The 3,918-nt window shown below is 59.0% G+C and carries 4 protein-coding genes and 1 tRNA gene; 1 reads left to right on the top strand and 4 read right to left on the bottom strand.

The annotated features are described in order from the left end of the window. Positions 1-323: 323 nt before the first annotated feature. Positions 324-398, bottom strand: a tRNA-Thr gene (locus tag AB5164_RS09925). Positions 399-560: 162 nt separating this feature from the next. Between AB5164_RS09925 and AB5164_RS09920 the strand changes: the two genes are divergently transcribed. Continuing rightward, positions 561-1,901, top strand: a complete 1,341-nt coding sequence (locus AB5164_RS09920) for a DNA-binding protein (RefSeq protein WP_368142469.1) — start codon at positions 561-563, stop codon at positions 1,899-1,901. 27 nt (positions 1,902-1,928) lie between these two features. Here the strand turns inward: AB5164_RS09920 and AB5164_RS09915 are convergent, their stop codons facing one another. The 3 genes from AB5164_RS09915 to AB5164_RS09905 all read right to left on the bottom strand — a co-directional run. Beyond that, positions 1,929-2,606: an NYN domain-containing protein gene (locus AB5164_RS09915; protein ID WP_368142468.1), complete on the bottom strand. Its 678-nt coding sequence runs from the start codon at positions 2,604-2,606 to the stop codon at positions 1,929-1,931. Between the two features lie 3 nt (positions 2,607-2,609). Next, positions 2,610-3,524 carry a 23S rRNA (guanosine(2251)-2'-O)-methyltransferase RlmB gene (gene rlmB / locus AB5164_RS09910; protein WP_195232398.1) on the bottom strand — a complete coding sequence of 305 codons (915 nt, stop codon included), beginning with the start codon at positions 3,522-3,524 and terminating at the stop codon, positions 2,610-2,612. Between the two features lie 186 nt (positions 3,525-3,710). After that, positions 3,711-3,918 (bottom strand): CysS/YqeB C-terminal domain-containing protein (locus AB5164_RS09905; RefSeq protein ID WP_438265628.1); only part of this gene is annotated, 208 nt, incomplete at its 5' end.

The following is a 3,918-nucleotide window of genomic DNA, read 5'->3' as shown; positions in this document are numbered from 1 at the left end:
ATCCACGCTCATTCACTAAGCGGAAGATTTTCCACCCTCGTGCGTCCGAATATCCTCGCTCGACCAGGATGACTGGGACCGGTCCGACCTTTGTCTCGATCTGTAACATTTAGATAGCATTTTCTCCCCTATCTGTTACAGGTCGAGATATTACGCAGAGACCTCCGCTTACGTCTCATTCTGTAACAGTAAGAACGGTTTTCAGCTTCTTCGTGTTACAAATCGAGACAAACCTGAAGCTTGGTTGGCGCCAAACACGCTGACTTATCGACATAAATAGAAACGGGCCCTGTCCCACAAGGGAACAGAGCCCGAAACTCTCATGGAGCCAGTGACAGGAATCGAACCTGCAACCCACTGATTACAAATCAGTTGCGCTACCGTTGCGCCACACTGGCACACTTGGCGCTTTCGCGCGAAGCCAATTAAGAATAAAGGAATTGCCGACGAGGCGCAACAGGCCCTTCACCCGACCACATCTCAAAACCATTCGTCAGAACGAATAGTTTTAATTACAATTGCTATATATAAAACTATTCGTTTTGACGAAGGGTTTCGTGATGCTTACTACCAAGGAAGCAGCCGTGCTGCTCGGCATCACCCCGCGCAGGGTGCAGGAGCTCATTAAGAACGGCGCGCTGACCGCCCGCAAGGCTTCTGGTGTATGGCTCATCGACAAAGACAGCGTCGACACGCGACTCCGCTCCGTGACCAAAACGGGGGGACGTCCCCGCCGCGGCCACGGTAAGAGCGAGATCGCGTTCACCCTCATGAATCGTACGCACGAAGTCGCTCAGCTGGTCTACAGCACATCGCGAAAAGACTTTACCCATATCGGCGCCGACATCGATTACGCCCACGCTCCTATTGGAGTATTTGGCCCTAATAGCCCCATATCGCTCGACTCTTTCCGCACTTGGTGGCGTGGCCGCGGTATCCCGCTCGCACGCATTGGGCTAGCCTCCCTGCTTGCAGAAGCCGCAGTCGATGTTCCCGATGAACTCGTCCAGCGAAATCTCGGCCTCTCCTTATCCGACCAGTATTGGATTAGGCCCCAAGGTTCCGGTCTCACCTGGGAGGATATCAACTTCTTCAATAACGCCTTTGATGACGTCTCGCTGTCCATTGCACCCTTTGCCCCAGAGGGAAAAGCGGCTGCCGCAAAGCCCGATAACACCTCGGACGGCAATCTTCAAAAGTACTGGACGTGCGAGGGCGAACGTCGAATTCTGCATAAGGCAGGAGCGCACCTGGACCAGGAACCTTATAACGAGCTGGTGGCGACCGCGCTCCACCGTCGCATCCTAAACGCCTGCGATTATGTGCCTTACTCGCTCGAGGGCACGGGCACTTCCGCCCTGAGCACATGCGATGTCTTCTTAACTGATGAAGAAGAGTATGTCCCTGCGTTCTATGTAAACCAGCACGCAAACGCAGATGAACGGCTAACCGACTACGAGCGATATGTAGCAAACTGCGAGGAGCTCGGGGTGACAGGCGTCAAGGATGCCCTTGACCGCATGATCGTATGTGACGACATCATTGCCAACTACGATCGTCATTGGCGCAACTTCGGCCTCGTGCGAAACGTAAACACGCTAGCCTGCAGACCTGCCCCTATCTTCGATTCGGGCTCATCACTCTGGTGCAACATATCACTAGAGGAGCTTAGGGCGGGAGAGCACAGTTTTACCAGCGCACAATTTCATTCAAGCCCCGCCAAACAAATGTTGCTCGTCGAGGACATGGGCTGGTTTGACGGCGACAAACTCGAGGGTTTCGTTGACGAGGCAATCGAAATCCTATCCAAAAACGACGCTCTTACAGCGAGACTGCCTTATCTAAAAGAGGCGCTAACATGGCGCCTCGAAAGAATGATCGACATCGCTGAATGGAGTTAGCGAGACAGCATCGCCCCGCCAACTCCCCTACCTCCCGCGCAGAGCTTTGAGCTTGGCCAGGGCCTCGGGGCTTAGACGGCTGCCCAGGGTCATCTTGATCTGCGGGGCCTCCTCGGCCTCGTGCACGTCGTTGTCGATCTGTTTGATCTCGTCCACCAGCATACGGCTCGAGATGCGCGTAACGCCCTTGCCCATGACGACGGCCTGGATCGTGCCGTCGCTCGATACCACGGAGCACGCGCGGCCTTCCTCGCGCGCCTCGATGCAGAGCTTTTGCACCACGGTATCGGCAGAAACGCCCGTCGGCGAAAACTCGATGCGCACGCCGCGGGCCGGCAGGTTGGGGCGCTCGTTGGAGATATTGCCCGCGCCGTCGAACACGATCACGGCCTCGTAGCGGCCCTGGGCAAAGGCGGCGACGTCGTTGATGAGGGCGGTGCGTGCCATATCGTGAACGTCGCTGGAATACGGATCGTCTGAATGGTCGTACACGAGCTTTTCGTAGCGCGGCGTGCAGTGGATCACGTTGTAGCCGTCGACCACCAGCAGCTCGGGCTTATTGGAGCGCACCGTCGAGACCGGGTCGGCGATGGCCTGCGCAAACGCATTGCCGCCCACGCCGTAGGTCGCGGCCGAAACAATCGGCTTGGCCGAGCCCTCGCCAAAGCGCTTGGCCTTGGACTTGGCACGGTTCTTTTTGGACATGCGCTACTCCTCCCCCATGAGCTCGCCGACGTTGCGGCGCAGCCACTCAAAGCACAGCGCCGTGGTCGCCTGGGCAACATTGAGGCTCTCGGTCATGCCGCGCTGGGGAAGCTTGGTCAAAAAGTCGCATTTCTCGAGCACCAGGCGCGAGATGCCGTCGCCCTCGGAGCCCATGACGAGCGCCACGCGGCCCTCGAAGGGAGCATCCCAGCAGCTGCCCTCGGCGTGCTCGGAGGCGCCGCCCACCCAAAAACCAGCGGCCTTGAGGTCATCGAGTGCACGGGCAATATTGGGAACCTGCGCGATAGGCAGATGCATGACAGCACCGGCCGAGGTCTTGTAGCTGCCCACGGTCACGCCGGCGGCACGCTTGTTGGCGATGACGACGCCGGCCGCGCCCACGACCTCGGCGGAGCGCACAATGGCGCCAAAGTTGCCGTCGTCGGTCACATGGTCGAGCACGACGACAAGCGCCGGACCGTCGCCTGCGCGGTCGAGAATATCGGCGACATCAGCATAGGGGAAGTTGCCAACCTCGAGTGCGATGCCCTGATGAGCGCCATGGCTCGACAGTGCGTCGAGCTGCGCACGCGGCACATACTTAATGCGGACGCCCGCGGCGTTGAGGTCGTCGACCAGGCGCGACAAGGCGGCATCGCGCTCTCCACCCTCGACAATGAGCGCGCACTTGATGGGAAAACCAGTGCGTAGCGCCTCGGCGGCAGCACGACGACCTTCGATAAACTCGCCCTTGGGAGCCTGGACAGCGTCGCGGTTGCGATCGCGCTGCGGACGTGCGGCCTGGGCGCGATCGCGCTGGCCCTTGGGAGCGGCAGCGCGGTCATTGCGGCGAATCGGACGCGAGCCAGAAGCAGCCTGCTTGCCGCCACGAGGCGCACGCTTGCGATTGTCGGCCATAAAGTGACCTCCTAAATACAACTATCAAACGAAACAAAATAAACGACCGCCCATGAATATTAATTCGGGCGGTCGGTACGGGTTTTCCAAGTGCCCGAGATTGCCGTGAAAGAGGAGCGACGCGTACTTGAGTACGCGAGCGACGGTTTGAACGGCAAGGTCGGGTGCTTGGGAAACCCGCGGGGATTAGAGAGATTTGATACGAGTGCCGGCGGCGGTATCTTCAATCGTCAGGCCCAGGTCCTTGAGCTGATCGCGGATGGCATCTGCCAGATCCCAGTTCTTGGCGGCACGAGCCTCGGCACGAGCCTCGAGAATCTTGGCAGCGGCCTCGTCCACGTCGTCGCCCGTGTAGGCAACCAAACCGGCGGCAACGCCCAGCAGGCCCAGCGGC

Origin of the sequence: Collinsella aerofaciens (assembly GCF_040915425.1) — a bacterium.
Classification (GTDB): Bacteria; Actinomycetota; Coriobacteriia; order Coriobacteriales; family Coriobacteriaceae; genus Collinsella; species Collinsella aerofaciens_BW.
Note: the sequence above shows the minus strand (reverse complement) of the source record. Positions and strands in the feature narration are given on the sequence as shown.

Coding starts and splice junctions, on each gene's coding strand:
- rlmB (WP_195232398.1), bottom strand. CDS start 3,524: ATGGCCGACAATCGCAAGCGTGCGCCTCGTGGCGGCAAGCAGGCTGCT.
- AB5164_RS09920 (WP_368142469.1), top strand. CDS start 561: ATGCTTACTACCAAGGAAGCAGCCGTGCTGCTCGGCATCACCCCGCGC.
- AB5164_RS09915 (WP_368142468.1), bottom strand. CDS start 2,606: ATGTCCAAAAAGAACCGTGCCAAGTCCAAGGCCAAGCGCTTTGGCGAG.